The organism is uncultured Methanobrevibacter sp. (assembly GCF_902801725.1).
Classification (GTDB): Archaea; Methanobacteriota; Methanobacteria; order Methanobacteriales; family Methanobacteriaceae; genus Methanocatella.
Window position 1 is genome coordinate 24,741 of the sequence record NZ_CADCJB010000008.1, and the last position, 16,795, is coordinate 41,535.

At 35.4% G+C, this 16,795-nt stretch carries 18 protein-coding genes; 7 read left to right on the plus strand and 11 right to left on the minus strand.

Annotated features, from left to right (window positions below):
* Positions 1-127 precede the first annotated feature (127 nt).
* Positions 128-619, plus strand: a complete 492-nt coding sequence (locus QZV68_RS02620; RefSeq protein ID WP_296878289.1) for a fumarate hydratase C-terminal domain-containing protein — start codon at positions 128-130, stop codon at positions 617-619.
* Here QZV68_RS02620 and QZV68_RS02625 read toward each other — a convergent pair.
* Both QZV68_RS02625 and QZV68_RS02630 read right to left on the minus strand, forming a co-directional pair.
* The gene (locus QZV68_RS02625; protein ID WP_296878291.1) at positions 616-1,191 is read right to left on the minus strand and encodes a sugar O-acetyltransferase; all 576 of its coding nucleotides are present in this window, start codon (positions 1,189-1,191) and stop codon (positions 616-618) included. The genes QZV68_RS02620 and QZV68_RS02625 overlap by 4 nt on opposite strands.
* Positions 1,192-1,278: 87 nt before the next feature.
* Positions 1,279-2,013 (minus strand): peptidylprolyl isomerase, encoded by a 735-nt coding sequence (locus QZV68_RS02630; RefSeq protein ID WP_296878293.1) that lies wholly within the window; start codon positions 2,011-2,013, stop codon positions 1,279-1,281.
* Between the two features lie 674 nt (positions 2,014-2,687).
* Between QZV68_RS02630 and QZV68_RS02635 the strand changes: the two genes are divergently transcribed.
* The gene (locus tag QZV68_RS02635; protein WP_296878295.1) at positions 2,688-3,782 is read left to right on the plus strand and encodes a DUF763 domain-containing protein; all 1,095 of its coding nucleotides are present in this window, start codon (positions 2,688-2,690) and stop codon (positions 3,780-3,782) included.
* Here QZV68_RS02635 and QZV68_RS02640 read toward each other — a convergent pair.
* From QZV68_RS02640 to QZV68_RS02650, 3 genes are all read right to left on the minus strand, one after another.
* Positions 3,779-4,321, minus strand: a complete 543-nt coding sequence (locus QZV68_RS02640) for a tRNA (cytidine(56)-2'-O)-methyltransferase (RefSeq protein WP_296878344.1) — start codon at positions 4,319-4,321, stop codon at positions 3,779-3,781. The two genes, QZV68_RS02635 and QZV68_RS02640, sit on opposite strands and share 4 nt — an antisense overlap.
* A 288-nt stretch (positions 4,322-4,609) precedes the next feature.
* Entirely contained in the window at positions 4,610-5,392 is a 783-nt protein-coding gene (gene cobS / locus QZV68_RS02645; protein WP_296878297.1) for an adenosylcobinamide-GDP ribazoletransferase, read from the minus strand.
* A 2-nt stretch (positions 5,393-5,394) separates the two neighbouring features.
* A complete protein-coding gene (locus tag QZV68_RS02650; RefSeq protein ID WP_296878299.1) occupies positions 5,395-6,471 on the minus strand; it encodes a phosphatidylglycerophosphatase A in 1,077 nt (358 codons plus the stop codon).
* An 86-nt stretch (positions 6,472-6,557) separates the two neighbouring features.
* Between QZV68_RS02650 and larC the strand changes: the two genes are divergently transcribed.
* Positions 6,558-7,727: a nickel pincer cofactor biosynthesis protein LarC gene (gene larC / locus QZV68_RS02655; protein ID WP_296878300.1), complete on the plus strand. Its 1,170-nt coding sequence runs from the start codon at positions 6,558-6,560 to the stop codon at positions 7,725-7,727.
* Complete coding sequence (queC, locus tag QZV68_RS02660) at positions 7,724-8,401, plus strand: 7-cyano-7-deazaguanine synthase QueC (RefSeq protein ID WP_296878302.1); 678 nt, start codon at positions 7,724-7,726, stop codon at positions 8,399-8,401. The genes larC and queC overlap by 4 nt, the downstream gene beginning before the upstream one ends.
* Here the strand turns inward: queC and QZV68_RS02665 are convergent, their stop codons facing one another.
* The 3 genes from QZV68_RS02665 to QZV68_RS02675 all read right to left on the minus strand — a co-directional run bounded on the left by QZV68_RS02665 (position 8,402) and on the right by QZV68_RS02675 (position 10,442).
* Positions 8,402-9,019, minus strand: a complete 618-nt coding sequence (locus QZV68_RS02665; protein ID WP_296878304.1) for a vWA domain-containing protein — start codon at positions 9,017-9,019, stop codon at positions 8,402-8,404. It lies immediately after the preceding gene.
* Between the two features lie 149 nt (positions 9,020-9,168).
* Entirely contained in the window at positions 9,169-9,417 is a 249-nt protein-coding gene (locus QZV68_RS02670; protein ID WP_296878306.1) for an ArsR family transcriptional regulator, read from the minus strand.
* An 8-nt stretch (positions 9,418-9,425) separates the two neighbouring features.
* A complete protein-coding gene (locus QZV68_RS02675) occupies positions 9,426-10,442 on the minus strand; it encodes a M48 family metallopeptidase (protein ID WP_296878308.1) in 1,017 nt (338 codons plus the stop codon).
* A gap of 148 nt (positions 10,443-10,590) precedes the next feature.
* Between QZV68_RS02675 and QZV68_RS02680 the strand changes: the two genes are divergently transcribed.
* The 3 genes from QZV68_RS02680 to QZV68_RS02690 all read left to right on the plus strand — a co-directional run bounded on the left by QZV68_RS02680 (position 10,591) and on the right by QZV68_RS02690 (position 12,568).
* Positions 10,591-11,121, plus strand: a complete 531-nt coding sequence (locus QZV68_RS02680) for a hypothetical protein (RefSeq protein ID WP_296878310.1) — start codon at positions 10,591-10,593, stop codon at positions 11,119-11,121.
* A gap of 131 nt (positions 11,122-11,252) precedes the next feature.
* Entirely contained in the window at positions 11,253-11,972 is a 720-nt protein-coding gene (locus QZV68_RS02685; RefSeq protein ID WP_296878312.1) for a DUF4012 domain-containing protein, read from the plus strand.
* A 278-nt stretch (positions 11,973-12,250) separates the two neighbouring features.
* The gene (locus tag QZV68_RS02690; RefSeq protein ID WP_296878314.1) at positions 12,251-12,568 is read left to right on the plus strand and encodes a TfoX/Sxy family protein; all 318 of its coding nucleotides are present in this window, start codon (positions 12,251-12,253) and stop codon (positions 12,566-12,568) included.
* A gap of 57 nt (positions 12,569-12,625) precedes the next feature.
* Here QZV68_RS02690 and QZV68_RS02695 read toward each other — a convergent pair whose 3' ends face one another.
* From QZV68_RS02695 to QZV68_RS02705, 3 genes are all read right to left on the minus strand, one after another.
* Positions 12,626-13,630 carry a tRNA-dihydrouridine synthase gene (locus QZV68_RS02695; protein WP_296878316.1) on the minus strand — a complete coding sequence of 335 codons (1,005 nt, stop codon included), beginning with the start codon at positions 13,628-13,630 and terminating at the stop codon, positions 12,626-12,628.
* A 69-nt stretch (positions 13,631-13,699) separates the two neighbouring features.
* Positions 13,700-15,412: a sodium-extruding oxaloacetate decarboxylase subunit alpha gene (oadA, locus tag QZV68_RS02700; protein ID WP_296878318.1), complete on the minus strand. Its 1,713-nt coding sequence runs from the start codon at positions 15,410-15,412 to the stop codon at positions 13,700-13,702.
* 193 nt (positions 15,413-15,605) lie between these two features.
* On the minus strand, positions 15,606-16,700 hold the full coding sequence (locus QZV68_RS02705) for an inositol-3-phosphate synthase (RefSeq protein WP_296878319.1): 1,095 nt from the start codon (positions 16,698-16,700) through the stop codon (positions 15,606-15,608).
* Positions 16,701-16,795 lie beyond the last annotated feature (95 nt).

Genomic DNA, 16,795 nt, shown 5'->3' on the forward strand with positions numbered 1-16,795 from the left:
CTCCTAATATATTTATCATAAATAAATATAGAATATGAATTATATATGTTAATAAACATTTAAATAGGTTATGAAAAAAGTGAAAAATTAAAAAATATATTAAAAATTAATGTCAAAACAAATAATTATGAAAGATTTAACTACACCAATCAGCGATGATGATTTATCCAATCTTAATGTGGGCGACCAGATTACGATTTCAGGAACAATCTACACCGGCCGTGATGCAGCACTTCCCCAATTTGTTGACTTAATCAAAAGGGGCAACGTTCCATTTGATACTAATGGAATGGTCATTATGCATACCGCTTTCAGCAAAGCAGGCATCGCCCCGACAACAAGCAACAAGGAAGAAATCGAATCCACAATCGGATTTTTAAGCGAAAACGGCGTCAAGATACATATCGGAAAGGGAATGCTGAGCGATGATACTGCCAAATCCCTAGAAAAGAACAATTCAATTTTTGCAATAACCCCGCCCGTAGCTGCACTGCTTACAAGCAAAGTATTGGAAAAGGAATGTGTTTTGTTTGAGAAAGAAGGTATGGAAGCCATGTACAGGCTAAAAGTAGACAAGATTCCTGCAATTGTAGCAATCCACAACGGTAAAAAAATCTAATCCATTTTAATGTCTCTGAGGTAGCGTGCGGGAACCCCAGCAACGACAGTATTCTCATCCACATCCTTTGTGACAACTGCACCGGCAGCAATGATAGCATTTCTGCCGACAGTAACGCCCGGAAGGATTGTAACATTGGATCCAATCCACACACCGTCGCCTATCCTAATAGGAGCTGGAATCAAATTGCCTCTTCTTTGAGGATTTTCTTCATGGTTCAGTGTAGCAAAAACAGCATTGTGGCCAATCAGCACATTATCACCAATATAAATGCCTCCCTCATCCTGGAATCTGCAGCCGGAATTGAGGAAAACGTTTTTTCCGATATGTATGTTTTTTCCAAAATCAGTTGTAAACGGCGGGAACAGTCTAAAATCATCACTGACCTCTTCACCAATCAATTCGGAGAACAATTCACGAATCTCATCAAGGTCATGATACTTGCAATTAATCTCACAGGTGATTTTCTGTGCCTCCTGAGAGTAGTAATTGCATGTGGAGACCGCTTCTTTATCCATAGTCAGTGTCTTTTCTTCGTTGAAAATAGCCAACAGTTCTTCAAGTTCTAACATGAAGGGTAATATGTAAAAAGTAGTATATTAAATTATGTAAAAAAAAGTAAGGGAAAAGAGTTATTTAAAATAACTCATAAAATAAGTTTATTCTTCATCTTCTTCGTCGTCGGATTCTTCTCTTTTTTCAAACTCGTCAACGAAGTTTACTTTGGTAATGTTTTCTATGTTATCCCAGATATCTTTAGCGATTCTGAATCTTGCAAAGGTAACATCCATGTAGGATTGTTGGTCGAATTTAGCCATTTCATCCAATTTGATGTTTGCAACGCCGTCTACGATATCAATTTCAGTTTTGTCAACATCAACATTAGGGTTGGAGTAGTGTAACTCAATCATACTTTTGATTTTTTCTGCTTCATCTTCGATGATTTCTGTTACTTCAACATCATAAATTAAGTCTTTACCTGCTAATTCGTGGTTGAAATCGACTTTAACTCTTCCACCGTTTACGGTTAAGATTTTACCGGTAGCGCCTTCAGATTGGATTTTCATACCAGGAACAGGGTTCATGCCTTGTTTTCTGAATTCTTTGATTGGCACTAACTGAATCATTTTAGGATCTCTTGCACCGAATGCATTATCGGAATCCACTTCAATGTGTTTAGTGTCACCTTCTTTCAAACCTATAATTGCTTCTTCAATAGCAGGTAATAAGTGGTTTCCTCCAACAACAATAGGAATTGGTTTGTAAGTTTTGTTTTCTTCAAAAATACCTGCTTCTTGTGCTATTTCATCATAAGTAGTATCAAATACATCATCAGTTTCTTTAACTTTACCAGTGAAATTTACTCTAACAAAATCTCCGTTTTCTATAGCCATAATAATTACGCTCCTAAATAATTTTGATTAAATAATTTGTTAATAAATATAACATAGTATTAAGTGAAATATCAACAACTTTCTCTTTACACTAATTATACAACAAATAATTATGTACTTTTTACTTTATATAGTTACTGTTGAATGTATTAAAATATATAAAAATTCAAAATCCCCATTCACAATATATTGAACCCAACATGAAAACTGGCAATGTATGCATTTGATAGTCTAGAAAAAAATGTTTGGAATAGAATAATTTTATTGTTACACTCCATTATGAAGATTATATAAAATTATAAATGCATATTTGAATTTTAATTGAGTTATTCCAATCTTTTCAAAATAATATTGAAAATAGAAAGCATTTTATTATTTCATTCAGAAACATTATAATTAATCAGAAATATTATGTAATATATTTAAAACATATTTTTTGCAAATTTTAAATAATTCTAAATTAATTACAATATTTAATTATAAATCAATTAATAGTAAATTTTGTGATATGCCTCAACAATCCTTGTTTATGAAGCAATGCTGAATGCAAACTTGATGACACAACAATCGAAACTCAAATTGAAAAGATGGAAACCGGACATAATTATTATAATAATACTTTCCAAATGCTCTCGGTAAAAATCTAATATAAATAAAAAATATAAAAAATTACCATGCAAAGAAGAGGAGCAGTTAATTTACCACTTCATGGAGGCCATCCACCAGCATGGCTATTTTCAAGAATGGTTGATTTGTCAGGAGCTTTGGCTTCAGTAATCATAGAGGAATACAGTTTAAATGAATTTTTAAACAGAATTTCTAATCCTTACTGGTTTCAAGCATTTTCCTGCGTTTTAGGTTTTGATTGGCATTCCTCAGGAACCACAACAACCACGTTAGGAGCCCTGAAAGCATCACTGTCTCCCGAAGAACATGGAATTTATCTGACTGGAGGCAAAGGAGCGCGATCCAGAAAAACACCCGAAGGAATAGAACATGCGGGAGAAGTATTTAACCTGAAAACCAAAACAACTGAAAAGCTCGTTGAGACAAGCAAATTATCTGCCAAAATTGATAATTCATGCATTCAGGATGGATACACATTATATCAGCACAACTTCTTTGTAACCGAAAAAGGCGATTGGGCCGTTGTTCAGCAAGGCTTAAACACCGAAACAAAATATGCTCGTAGATACCATTGGCTTGGAGAGGAGGTAGACAAACTATTGAATGACCCCCACAGCGGGATTTCATGCGATAAAAAAACCCCCAATACACTAAACATGTCTTCAAAAGACAGCAAGGAAGCACAAAAAATAAGCGTTGATTTGATAAATGACAATCCTAATCATTTAAGACAATATTTTAAAAGAAAGGACAATCAAATGCTATTGGAAGATTTTACAATGCCCGAACACCACCCTGTCTTAGACATGGACATTTCAGATAAGGAATTTGAAGTCTTAACGAAAGCCTGGGAAATACAGCCTGAAAATTATGAGGAACTAATTCTCCTTCAGGGAATAGGTCCTAAAAAAATAAGGGCACTGGCATTAATATCAGATTTGGTCTATGGAGAACCTGCAAGCTGGAAGGATCCGGTGAAATACAGTTTTACCCACGGAGGAAAAGACGGTTTTCCATATCCTGTTGACAGGGAAGTCTATGACAATTCAATAGAAACCATCAGAGATGCCATTGACCAGGCAAAAATAAAAAAAGATGATAAATTAAAAGCCGTTAAAAGACTGGACGACTTCATATCCTAACGGTTTTCATTGTGGATATTGACATTCTTTCCGTGAGCGGTCGGAATGACTTCAAGCACAGGATTTTCAAATTCCAATTCAAACTCCTTGCCATCCATCAACAAATGCTGGAATACCGCAAGTGAAGACACTTCAGAGTGAGGTTGGGTTGTAACGGAAACATTCCAATCTGCAGCCTTGTAAACCTTTCCAGGAACTTTAGCACCGCCAACAACAATCAAAATATCAGAACCGTCCTGCCTGATTTCAGGAGCCACTTCATGAGCCTGTGACCCGTACATTGTCAGGTGAACTACTTTTCCGCCGTCAGCTTTCCACTTATTGATGATGCCCATATAACTTTCAGTGTATTCAATTTCAAAATTTCCACCGAATCTTGATGATGTATCCCTTACGTTTTCCATGAGTTTATTATCCCTTTCGCCTGCAAGATAGATTTTGCTTGCTCCAAATGCACGGGCAGTCAAGCATACATGAGTTGTTATACGAGTATCCCTTTTTAATCTGTGATCCAATCTTAAAACATTTACATTCATAATATCCAAAAAAATAAATTGATTAATCTAAATTTTAAATTTTAAATGTTAAATAATTTGTGCAACAATGATATGGGGCCACTTACTCCACACGAATATTAAATATTGATGTTTGTTGCTCAAATAAGATTTTCACGAAGAAACTAATTTTAAGATGGAGGTGATGAATATGTTGAATAGCAAGTGGCACACACATCAAAACTAATTATATGCCACCTAATTAATAAACTAATGCTTTTTAAGACAACAATATTAATTTAAATACGATAAATTGCTTTAAAAATAGAAAAATTAGAAGAAATATAATGCTGATGCCATAAACAGCAATGCCATCAATCGACCGACTTCATTGCTCATTCCCAAAACGTCACCATTGGCAAGCACAAAATTTCTTCTTGCAACAAGAGCTATTATTATTCCGGAAAACATGGCTCCCAAAACACCAAGAACACCAACAACGCCACCCAACAAAAAGGAAATTGCGCAAACAAGAACTGTTGATATCAGATAGTTTGAAGGAGTGGTTTCAAACATGAAATAGCTTCCGATTCCTGGAGTCAGCGGTTTGGATAAAAGTGCTGTCGTAAGAAGAGAAGTCTTTGCAACCATTTCACAGATGACAATTCCAAATAGGAATTTATAAGCCAAAATATTATATAACCCTGCCACTGTCAAACTGGCAACCAAAAATAATGTTGCAACGCCACCTGCACCGACAGAAGGATCCTTCATCACTCCGATTTTGCGTTCAGGATCTCCATGAACCATAACCCCATCTGCCATGTCCATTACACCATCCAAATGATTATAACCCGTAATAATCATCAAAAATGCATAAACTATCGCTGCTGTGAAAAATAAATTCAAATGCAAGAAATTCAGACAGACATAACCGCATATTCCTGCCAGAACACCTATGAACAGGTGAAGAAACGGCCAGCACCATGTCAATTTGGTCATGTATTCTATTGAAGTGTAAACGTGAATAGGCAATATTGTTGAAAATGTCAAAAGACCCAACAGGGACTTGACCGGTGAGAACTCCTCATCCTCAAAATAGCTATCATCTTCCATAATCATTCCTCAAATATTTTAGATATGCATCCGGCTATCAAACCCGCAAATATATCCTCCAAAACTGGAGGCAATCCATAAATTATGCCAGGTTTTGCTTCGTCATATCGTTTGAAATTAAAAGTTGCTTTTGTTCCTGCAATCTGATTTGAAATGGCCATACCCAATACATCATCAGCATACAAATAAGCCGAACCGTCACTTAAATCAAATTCCCTTATGCGGTTTCCGGTTAAGTCCTGTTCAGTTCTCATTGCAGCTACAATCAGTGCAATAACATTGATATCAGTTAAAGACTTGAAAATTTGAGACTTCATCTTTTCCTTCAGCTCATCAGTAACTTCATCATCATCAACAAGCTCCATTCCTGCATCGACCAAATCCCCAATAAGAATTCCCTCAGCAACAAAATAATCCAGAATTCCGAAAGTTAAATCAAGTCTTTCGAAGGCATCCTCAATGCTGATTTCAACTGCATCTTCAATGCGAATCCTCAATTCATCGAAATCGACCTCATCATATTCTGCATTGTTTATGTCCAGGCTTTTGGAATCACTTTGAGGGACATTTGACAAAACTGCAAGAAAATCATCAGTATTCAATATGTTTTGAATGTGGAGAGGCAAAGCCATATTAGCCAATACCTTCGCCTTGACATTGGCAATTATCTTAAATATCCTAAGCAGATTCCTTGGAGACAATACCTTATCAACATATAAAACGTGACTCAGATTAATTCTTGCATCATGAAAACCCTTGGGAGAATTGGCAACTTTCAAATGATTTGTGAACTCTTCAACGACAACATCGTTTGCCATGAATGTGAAAAGGGTCAAATCACCATAAGTATTTTTAAAATAATTGAGGGATTCAGTTGCCTGGGCAATGTATGAACCTTGAGACCCGTTGAAAACTTCAGCCCTTTTGGCTGTTGACTTGAAATCATCCTTAGCCTTGACTATGTTGACATTTTCAACAATATCAATTCCATCACCGACAGTGAAATCACTGAAAGCCAAAAAATGATTTGGATTGTTAATGCAAATTCCATAATCCTTTTCAATGATATCAATTTTCATGTTATGACCTAATAATGTTATACATATAGTATATTAATTATTTAATTTAAATTTTATATCATATTACTTTCAAAGGAAATTTTAACATGACAATTATTATTGACCCTCAATCCAGCGGAATAGCTGGAAACATGATTATTGGAGCCCTGGTTGATTTGGGTGCTGATAAAAATAAACTAAAGGAAATAATGGAAAAATCCGCCAGACCGTTCGGCGAGGTTGAAGTGAGCTTCAGCAAGGTTTCAAAACATGGAATCGATTCGACATACTGCCATGTCAAAATGACCGAAAAGTCACCTTCGCTAAACTATCCAGAATTCATCGAAAAGATTGGAAATCTGGAATTGGATGAAAACATCAGAAAAACTTCAATAAGAGTATTTGAAAGAATAGCCAAAGCGGAAGCAAAAGTTCATGGGAAAACCATGGACACCATACATTTTCATGAAGTCGGAGCAAGCGATGCTGTAGCTGACGTGATAGGGTCAATATCCGCATACTATTCACTTAACCTGAATAATCAAAAAATAATTGGCCTTCCAATTGCCGTTGGAGGGGGCAGGATAGAAACTGCACATGGAACAATACCTGTTCCAGCCCCTGCAGTTTTAGAAATTCTAAAAGATGCAAATATTGTTGGAGGCCCTGTTGAAAGCGAACTTGCAACACCTACCGGCAGTGCAATCTATGCAGAAATATGTGATGAGATAAGGGAATTCATTCCAAAAGCAAAGCCTAAAAAAGTAGGATACGGAGCAGGAAAAAAGGATTTTGACCATCCTAATGTTTTAAGAATTATAGAAACTTCAGACATTAGCGAAAGTGATGAAATAGATGTTATCGAAACAAATCTTGACCACTTAACCGGCGAAGAGTTAGGATATCTTTTCGACAAGCTATTGAATGAAGGGGCGAGTGATGTTTCAATCACCCCAATAATCATGAAAAAGAACCGCCAGGGAAGCCTTTTGAAAGTAATCTCTCCAAGAAAAAACAGAGACAAGCTTATTGATGTCATTTTTAAAGAAACAGGAAGTTTGGGAATCCGAATAGCGCCAAACTTGCATCGCGGAATTGCAAAAAGAGAATTTGTTAAAAAGGAATATGATATTAATGGAGAGCTGTTTGAAGTTACATTCAAAAACGGTTATGTCAACGGAGAGCTAATCTCATCAAGAGCAGAATATGAAGACTTAAAAAAGATTGCTGAAAAAACAGGCATCCCATTAAGAAAAGTTAGGGATTTGATAAAATGAAAAAGGCAATTTCAGTATTGTCCGGAGGTCTTGACTGCACCGTTGCAACAAGTGTCTATGCAAAAGACTATGAAATTCATGCCATTACTTTTGATTACGGGCAAAAGAGCTTTAAAAGAGAACTTGAAGCTTCAAAAGAAATATGCGAAAAAATGGGATTTGAACATCACGTGATTGACCTACCATGGCTGGCACAAATCAGCAATTCAAGCCTGAATACTGATGAAGACATCCCAGAAATCAACGAAGACGAACTGGACAATCTGGAAAAAAGCAAAGAAACCGCAGACAGTGTCTGGGTTCCTGCAAGAAATATGGTGTTTACTTCCATTGCAACATCCTTCGCCGAAAGCATTGGTGCAGAGATAATAATCGTCGGATGGGATGCTGAAGAAGCCGCAACGTTTCCAGACAATTCCAAAGAATTCATGAACGCATTCAATGAATTGATAGGAATCGGCTCTCCTGGAAACATAAGAATTGAAGCACCGGCCATTGATTTGAATAAAGAGGAAATTGTTAAACTGGGCCTGGAATTTGATGCTCCAATGGAACTAAGTTATTCATGTTATGCAGGCAGGCAAAAACACTGCGGCGTCTGCGAAAGTTGCATGAGGCGGAAACGAGCATTCAAAAAATTGGGAATAAAAGATTTAACCGAATATGAAAAATAGCTAATCGTACTTTCTTAAATCCTTTTTCCAATCAACATCATCCAAGTCCATGCTTTCCCCACTTCTCATACGGTCGCTGAAACATGCAACTGAACAGTACATGTCTTCAACCCCCTGTTGGGATTTTTCATAATTGGCAATTCTTGATTTTTTGAATCCAATTGACCCCGCTTCGGAGTATGAATCAATATCCGCACCGATGAAAATGAATTCCCAACTGTGGCTGTTTATCATGTTTTTAATCTGGGACTTTGAAAATTCCACAGAAGCATTTTCCATTCCGTCAGTCATTACGACAAACAGCACATTGTTTTCAATTTTGCTGTTCAATGAGGTAATTGTCTTTCCGATTGCATCCAAAAGTGCGGTTGAACCTCTTACATAATATTCATTGGATGTCAATGGTGAAACATCTCCAATTTCTTTTCTTTCATATAGCACTTCATATTGGTCATCAAAAAGAATTGTAGTTACTCTTGTATTGAACTCTTTGTTTTTTTCCTTTTCGATAAATGCATTGAATCCTCCGATAGTATCATTTTCAGATCCCCACATTGATCCGCTTCTGTCAATTACAAAAATTAAATCCAAATCCTGGTTTTGAGATACTTTTACCATAGCTTTTCACTTCCTTTAAAAATTTTTAGATTCTTCATGAACTTTGTTAATAAGTTGTTAATAACTTACACACAATATATTAACTAAAACTAGTATATAAACATTTCGAAAAAAAATAATGAAAAAATAAAAAAGTAGAAAAAAAGTAGCTATTCCAATTTATCGAGGATATCCAATCCTTCATCAGACAATCTGTAAAGACGGCCTTTCCTAACTTCAGGATTAATACACTCAACAAGTTCTTTTTCTTTCAATTGCCTCAATACATTGGATATGTGATTAGGTAAAATACCACTATCCTCCGCTATTTCTGTAGGCATCATAACATCTTTTTCAAGAGACCTTATTACTTTCACTCTGTAAGAAGACCTATTAACATATTTCACTTTATCATCCATCTAATCACCTAATCAAGTTTCTTTCCACAATTTGTACAGAACAAATCGCCAACATCTACCAAAGCCCCACAGTTTGGACATTTCAACTCAACTTCGAATTTGGCACCGCATTCAGTGCAAAACTTATCCTCCTTACCTGCAACAGCACCACAGTTTTGACAATATTTTTTATCCTCGCTAATCAAATGAGACCTTTTAAATTCCTCTTTAGGTGTAGGAACCTCATTTAAAACCGGAGCTGAATAGAAATCCTTCTGATTTTCAATTTCATTAATCAGTTCATTCATAACTGAAATTCTCTTATCGTCAGAAGGGTGGGTCGAGAAAAAATCATGGTCGTTAGGATTTCCGCCGGCCATGCTCTGCCAGAAACTAGGAATCTGCGAAATGTCATAGCCTGCCCAATGGATTATCATCATTCCCAGCTTATCAGCTTCCAATTCCTGGTCTCTTCCCCATGGATTCAGCAGGAAAAATTGGGAGCCTACGCTTGCAACATTGGTGGCTGCTCTTGTAAGGCTACCTACATCACCCAACCCAACAAGGTCTAAAGCAAAGCTACCAATCCAAACTGCAGAAGTAATGGCATTTTGAGCATTTTGAGCACTTATCTTAGTTCTGGAATGATCGAGAAGTGCATGAGCCATTTCATGACCTAAAATAAATGCGACCTTTTCTTCGCTATCTGCAACAGACAGTATGCCTGAAAACATTACTATCTTACCTCCGGGCATGCAAAATGCATTTATGGTATTGTCTGCAATCAAATGAAAATCCCAGTCATAATAATCTTCAGTATAATCGCTCCTACCTATTTTGGAAAGATAATCCTCAACGGCACGAATTAATCTGATTGCAACATTTCTAACCAACTGACCCTGAGGAGTATTGTCTAGAAGCCGGGATTGATTGATGAGAGAGTAATACTCATTATATGAGTCCTGCAGAAATTTATCATCATTTATTATATCGAAGTGGGATTTACCGGTAAACGGATTAACGGCACTCCGGTCATCTTTTGCCATAACAAATCCTCCTATAAATATATTGTTAATTTGTGTTTAAAAAGTTTTTTAATAGATAACAAACAAAAAGAAACACAACATGAAGAAAAAAATATGGATATTGCTCATAACTTTCTTTCTTATAAGTTCTGTCTGCGCCCAAAATGACATGGCAGTACAAATAAACGACATTGAATTTGAAATACCTTCAAAATATCAAGGTGGAAAAACAATCAACGACAAATACAAATTAGATGACATATTTTCCATCAGGTGTATTGACGGAAATATACCGAAAAGCATTGGGCTTTGGGCATGCGAAATGGACCACAGTAAAAACTTAACCATATCAGACCATCCGGTTAGGCATTACTGCCAATATAACAGTTACATTAAGAACAATCAGTCCCATGCATACTTCGCATCAGGAGATTCCATCTATGAAATTGTTTGGATAGGAAACGAAATTACACCGGACATAAACAACATGATTAAAAATGCGCCAAAATCAAATATCGATATAAATACATTCAATAAACTCCTTGATAAATCCATTGAAACATACAAAAAAGAAAGAACAGAACAATTGAACAAAGATGGAGAGCATAATTATTTGGAATCGAAATACAACTCACAAATTTCAAATGAAAAGCAAGACGACACACGATTGAAGGAAATTTTGTTGACTCGATATAATTGAACCAAATGAACCAATTGTGAAAAATTTTATATAATTAAAACAATTAAATATTAAATAAATACATTTCAGTATTTATATAAAAATTACATGAATAATTTAATTTACATCAAAAATTAATGCGAGTGAATTAAATGAATAGAACAAAAAAATTAATTATAGCTATTCTTGTCATTGTTCTTCTTGGTCTTGTCGCTGTAATCGCAGGATCATTATTCAGCGGTCCGGATTTGACTGCTGAAAGTAAGAATATACTTGTATTAGCTTCTGATAAAACTGAACAGTCCAATGGTGGAGTAGACATGGCATTTATGATTCGTTTAGAAAACGGGTCATTGAAAAATTACACTCCAGTATATCCTGGAGGAATGACACACCCTACACAACCCGCACCGGGAGGTCTGGGAGGTAAAATGTTTATGCACGATTGCCTCTGGGACGGAGTAGATCAGGGTATGGATTATGCTAAAGAAATAGTAGAAGCCAACACTGGAATGAAAGCAGATGCTGTAGTTGTCGTATACGATGTAGCTGTAGACAGTGTTATTAATTCTGCCAGCCCACTTATAGTAGATGGTGAAGCAACCAACCTTACTGCGACAGAAATTATACGTCAAAACGACGCTTACCAAGGTTATCCTGGTAACGAAAACGTGCAAGGAAATATGTCTAGAGGAGATGCAGTAATGGTATTAGTAAAAGCACTTGTTAATGCTACAAAAGATCCAAATAAGAAAAATGCAATGGTACAAACAGCATTAAAAGAATATTCTAATGGAAACATCATAATGAAACCAGAAGGTTCATTCACCAGATTACTTGCTACAAAAGGATTTGAAAGTATAGCCTCTTAATCTTTAAAGGATTTATTCAAATTCTTTAAAGAATTTTTTTATTTATTTTTAACTTATTTTATTATTTGCAACATCTTTTTTCACAAAAACATATTTTCAATAAGTTTATCTACATGCCACTGGAGAAAAAAGATTAAGATTATGACTCTTTAATAAAAATAACAAATAACATTCATTAAAGTAATGAATATCAAAATACTTTCAAAATTATAAGCTTTGAAATTAAGAATTCGAATGGTTGAAAAATTATGAATTTTCCATAATTAGGAGATTTGAACATGACCTCAAGTAAGGAATATCTGGAATATATACTGGAACAGCTGTCTGATTTAGATGGCATATCCTATCGGGCAATGATGGGAGAATACATCATATACTATCGGGAAAAGATTGTTGGAGGTATTTACGATGACCGCTTCCTCGTAAAGCCCGTAAACTCTGCAATGACAATGATGCCAGACGGCGATATGGAATTGCCATATGAAGGTGCAAAGGAAATGCTGCTCGTTAGTGATGTTGAAAATAAAGCATTTCTGGCAGAATTGTTGGAATCAATGTATGGGGAACTTCCAGCTCCAAAGAAAAAGCGTAAATAACATTAGATTCCGCCAACAACTCTTCAAATTCTAATTTTTCTTTTTCTTATTAATTATTTATTCAGAGTATTTAAAACAGGTGCTTGTTTTTTTAGAATAACAATTGTTGCAGCTTTGACAGATTGCTACCCCTTCGCCATTTTCTTTCCAATCCGCCAAAAAGTCGGCCTGGGCCACAAATGGTTTGGACATTGAAACAAAATCAACTTTTGAATTATTCAATACATCATTGATTTTAGACATTTCCCTTAATGATCCTCCTAAAATAACAGGAATATCAACCGCATCAATCAAATCATCAGCATAGATTAAGAACGGATGTTTTTCACCTTTATCATAAATTTGTGAAATTGTACGTGCAGTCAATTGAATGCTGTCTGCACCAGCCTTTTCAAGCTCACGTGCAATGGCAATACTTTCATCAGCAGTCATTCCACCTTTTCTAACATCCCATGGATTAATTCTGCAGCTTACATGCATGTCCATTGAATTTTTAATGACTTTAATAATTTCAGAAGATATTCTTACACGATTTTCAGTGTTTCCACCATATTTATCTTCCCTTTGATTGAAATATGGATTCATGAAACGAGCCAAATAAAAATTATTACCCATATTTATTTGAATTCCATCAAAACCGGCAAATGAAAACTTTTTAGCAGCCATTATGACTTCGGCCTGCAACTTTCTTATGCCTTCCAAGGTTATTTCATTAGCTTCCACCTTCTGATTTTCACCATCATCATAATAGAAAAAGGCCAGCTGCCCCAAGATAGGAACATCATGGCTGTGTACGATATCAGTAACCAGCTTATAATCCTTAATGAACCCCTTATAATTTAAGCTGGCGGAATACGGAAAGAATCTGTCTTTATGGTCAAGTGCAAATATTTCAGATATTATTGCCCCAACACCACTGCCTGCCATCTTTTCATACCTATCATAAATGGCAGGTGTTAAAAATCCGCCTTCTTCCGTTTCTGTTTCCCAGGTACCTGTTCTGACTATCCTGCTTTTAAGTTTCAAATCGGCCAATTGACATTCATCAAAAATATCCTTCATAAAAAAACAACCCCTCTGTTAAAAAAATATTACATAAAATAATTAAAAAAAAGTAAAATAAATGGCAATCTATTTGATTACCATTAAAGTATCTCCAGCACTAACTGCATCACCAGGTTCTATAAAGATTTCTTCTACGATACCGTCAACTTCTGATTGTATATCGTTTTCCATCTTCATAGCTTCAATAACACAGATTGTTGAGCCTTTAGTAACTTTATCCCCAACATTAACATTGAGTTTGATTACCATACCTTGCATTGATGAAGTTACGCCACCTTCAACAGGTTTGAAATTACCACTGTCGGTTTCTTCAAGTTCCATGAATCCTGTTGGCATGATTTTAACTTCAAATACATCGCCGTCAACTTCAACATTATATTGTGTTGGAATTCCAATACCCTCATCCTCGTTAATCACATTTGCCTGCTTGAGTTCTTCCTCTTCAGCTTCACCCTTGAGGAATTTAGGTGCAATTGGAGGGTATAATGCATAAGTCAAAGCATCTTCATCAGATTTGACAAATCCTTTTTCTTCACCTTCTGATTTGAACTTGTCAAATTCAGGTTCAAGTAAATCTGCAGGCCTGCATGTAATTACCTCATCATCAGCAATAATTCTTTCAGATATTTTTTTATTTACAGGTGCAGGAGGTTTACCGTACATTCCTTTCATGTACTCTTTTACTTCATTAGATACTGTTTTGTATCTTTCTCCACCTAACACGTTCATAACTGATTGAATACCTACAATTTGGCTTGTTGGAGTTACAAGAGGAGGATATCCCATGTCTTTTCTAACACGAGGCATTTCTTCCAATACATCATTATATCTGTCAAGAGCGTTTTGCTCTTTAAGCTGTGAAATAAGATTTGAAAGCATTCCTCCAGGAATTTGATATAACAATACATCAGCATCAATACTTTCAGAAATTGGATCCAAGATGCCGGAGTATTTTTCTTTAATATCATCAAAGTATTTCTTAATATGAGCCAGTAATTTTAAATCCAATCCTGTGTCGAATTCTGTACCTTGCAATGCTGCAACCATACTTTCAGTTGGTGGTTGGGATGTTCCCCAAGCCAGAGGTGAGATAGCAGTGTCCAAAATATCCACACCAGCCTGACAAGCTGCATAATAACTGATTGGAGTCATACCACTAGTACAATGACAATGCAAATCTACAAGCAAATCAGTTTCTTCTTTCAATGCTGAAACTAAATCATAAGCAGCAGTAGGAGTTATTAAACCAGCCATATCCTTAATAGCAACAGAATCACAATCAAGAGCTTCCAATTCTTTAGCTAAATCTACAAAATCATCTAAAGTATGTACTGGACTTATAGTATAACTAATTGTTCCCTGAACATGTGCTCCCTGGTCTTTAGCAACCTTAATTGCTTTTTCCATATTCCTAATATCATTTAAAGCATCAAAAATCCTGAAAACATCCACTCCGTTCTCATAAGATTTTTCTACGAATTTTGTTACAACATCATCAGGATAGTGTTTGTAACCTACCAAATTCTGTCCTCTTAAAAGCATTTGAATAGGAGTATTATTAAATTCAGATTTTAATTGCCTTAACCTATCCCATGGATCTTCGTTTAAATATCTGATACATGTATCAAAAGTAGCTCCACCCCATGCTTCAACAGAGAAATATCCAACTTTATCCATTTCTTCCGCAATAGGAATCATATCTCTTGTCCTCATCCTAGTTGCCAGTAAAGATTGGTGAGCATCACGAAGTGCTGTTTCTGTAAATCTTACTTTTGCCATTAATTACACCTCTTTTAATTTTTATTCATAAAGTAATCTTAAATTATCCAACTATAATATATGTATTTATTATTATATAAATTTAAAGAAAAAATTGAATGAAATTAAAATTGGTTTAAAAGTAATCAAAAAAGAATTGACAATAGATATTGAAAAATATCTATTCGAATTAAAAAAAAATAGAATTGAAAAATTACCTTTCTAAATCGCCAGAAATGAATTTTTCAACATTTTCATATGCTTCATCATCAGTGTATTGAATTGGAGGGTGTTTCATGGTATATGAAGAAATGGAAGTCAACTGTCCGCCAACACCTCTTTCTAAACCTATTTTACAACACCTTACAGCATCAATTACACATCCTGCAGAGTTTGGAGAATCTTCAACGCTTAACCTAAGTTCAATATTCATTGGAACATCACCAAAGGTACGTCCTTCCATTCTGAGGAAACATAACTTATTATCATTTTGCCATGGGACATAATCACTAGGACCAATGTGGATGTCACGATCATCCATTCTTTGAGTTAAAACAGACTGAACTGCTTCAGTTTTAGACTCTTTTTTAGAATCTAATCTGTCCCTATTAAGCATATTGAGAAAATCAGTATTACCACCAGTATTAATTTGATAGGTCTTATCTAATTTTACACCCCTATCCATGAATAAGTTAGCCAGTGTTCTGTGAGTGATAGTAGCACCAATTTGAGCTTTAATGTCATCCCCAACAATAGGAATTCCTTTTTCTTTGAATTTTGCATCCCATTCATCATCACTAACAATAAATACAGGCATACAGTTAACATAAGCGACTCCAGCATCAAGAGCGCATTGTGCATAGTACCTTGCAGCCTCTTCAGAACCTACAGGCAAGTAGTTAACTAAAATTTCAGCACCGCTTTCTTTCAAAACGCTAACGACATCGACAGGTTCAGCATCGCTTACGACGAAAGTGTATTCATCATCATATTTAGACATATGTTCTGCAACACCATCCAAAACATGACCCATACTTACAGTAACATCATATTTTGGGATATCTTCTTGGAAAACAGTAGTACAATTAGGCTTTGCAAATATTGCCTCATCAATTGTTTTTCCAACTTTTCGCTCATCAACATCAAAAGCTGCAACGACATCAATGTCACTGGGTTTGTATCCTCCAATATCCCAATGCATGAGTCCTATTGCATCTTCTGGATTTTTACCATCATAATAATGAATTCCTTGAATGAGAGAACTCGCACAGTTTCCCATTCCAACAATAGCTATTTTAATTTTATCCAAATTTAACACCAGCTAATAAATTAATTTAAGTAATAATTTTATTAAATAGAATACTAATATTATGTATATGCTATAATTATATAAAAGTATGCTTT

Bases quoted from the DNA above. Each gene is read 5' to 3' on its own strand.
- QZV68_RS02690 (WP_296878314.1), top strand. From the start codon at position 12,251: ATGACCTCAAGTAAGGAATATCTGGAATATATACTGGAACAGCTGTCT.
- QZV68_RS02685 (WP_296878312.1), top strand. From the start codon at position 11,253: ATGAATAGAACAAAAAAATTAATTATAGCTATTCTTGTCATTGTTCTT.
- QZV68_RS02650 (WP_296878299.1), bottom strand. From the start codon at position 6,471: ATGAAAATTGATATCATTGAAAAGGATTATGGAATTTGCATTAACAAT.
- larC (WP_296878300.1), top strand. From the start codon at position 6,558: ATGACAATTATTATTGACCCTCAATCCAGCGGAATAGCTGGAAACATG.
- QZV68_RS02620 (WP_296878289.1), top strand. From the start codon at position 128: ATGAAAGATTTAACTACACCAATCAGCGATGATGATTTATCCAATCTT.
- oadA (WP_296878318.1), bottom strand. From the start codon at position 15,412: ATGGCAAAAGTAAGATTTACAGAAACAGCACTTCGTGATGCTCACCAA.
- queC (WP_296878302.1), top strand. From the start codon at position 7,724: ATGAAAAAGGCAATTTCAGTATTGTCCGGAGGTCTTGACTGCACCGTT.
- QZV68_RS02630 (WP_296878293.1), bottom strand. From the start codon at position 2,013: ATGGCTATAGAAAACGGAGATTTTGTTAGAGTAAATTTCACTGGTAAA.
- QZV68_RS02695 (WP_296878316.1), bottom strand. From the start codon at position 13,630: ATGAAGGATATTTTTGATGAATGTCAATTGGCCGATTTGAAACTTAAA.
- QZV68_RS02670 (WP_296878306.1), bottom strand. From the start codon at position 9,417: ATGGATGATAAAGTGAAATATGTTAATAGGTCTTCTTACAGAGTGAAA.
- cobS (WP_296878297.1), bottom strand. From the start codon at position 5,392: ATGGAAGATGATAGCTATTTTGAGGATGAGGAGTTCTCACCGGTCAAG.
- QZV68_RS02675 (WP_296878308.1), bottom strand. From the start codon at position 10,442: ATGGCAAAAGATGACCGGAGTGCCGTTAATCCGTTTACCGGTAAATCC.
- QZV68_RS02680 (WP_296878310.1), top strand. From the start codon at position 10,591: ATGGCAGTACAAATAAACGACATTGAATTTGAAATACCTTCAAAATAT.
- QZV68_RS02635 (WP_296878295.1), top strand. From the start codon at position 2,688: ATGCAAAGAAGAGGAGCAGTTAATTTACCACTTCATGGAGGCCATCCA.
- QZV68_RS02665 (WP_296878304.1), bottom strand. From the start codon at position 9,019: ATGGTAAAAGTATCTCAAAACCAGGATTTGGATTTAATTTTTGTAATT.
- QZV68_RS02625 (WP_296878291.1), bottom strand. From the start codon at position 1,191: ATGTTAGAACTTGAAGAACTGTTGGCTATTTTCAACGAAGAAAAGACA.